This window comes from Pediococcus argentinicus, from assembly GCF_001437605.1.
Classification (GTDB): domain Bacteria; phylum Bacillota; class Bacilli; order Lactobacillales; family Lactobacillaceae; genus Pediococcus; species Pediococcus argentinicus.
The window spans coordinates 1-261 of sequence record NZ_JQCQ01000031.1 but is presented as its reverse complement, the minus strand read 5'-3'; the positions used below and the strand labels follow the sequence as shown (position 1 = coordinate 261).

At 35.6% G+C, this 261-nt stretch carries 1 protein-coding gene; it reads right to left on the bottom strand.

Annotation, left to right across the window (positions count from 1 at the left end; translation table 11 throughout):
* Positions 1 to 261: mucin-binding protein (locus IV88_RS09510; RefSeq protein ID WP_162258644.1), on the bottom strand; the 261-nt coding region annotated here is incomplete at both ends.

Below are 261 nucleotides of genomic sequence, written 5' to 3'. Positions count from 1 at the left end.
CTGGTGTTACTGGTGTTACTGGTGTTACTGGTGTTACTGGTGTGTAAAACACAAAAACAATCTGGTTATCAGAATCCGGTGTGACTGTGTTTTTATCAATCTGATTTTTGTCAAAAGTATATCCTTTGATATCTGGTGTAATAACCGTATCCATCATTTCCATTGATGTGTCCCAAGTAGTCATATTTTTTCCAGTAATTGAATCATAACTCGAAATTCCATTAAACTTAACAGTTTGAACTACTGGCTTAGGAGTATCCG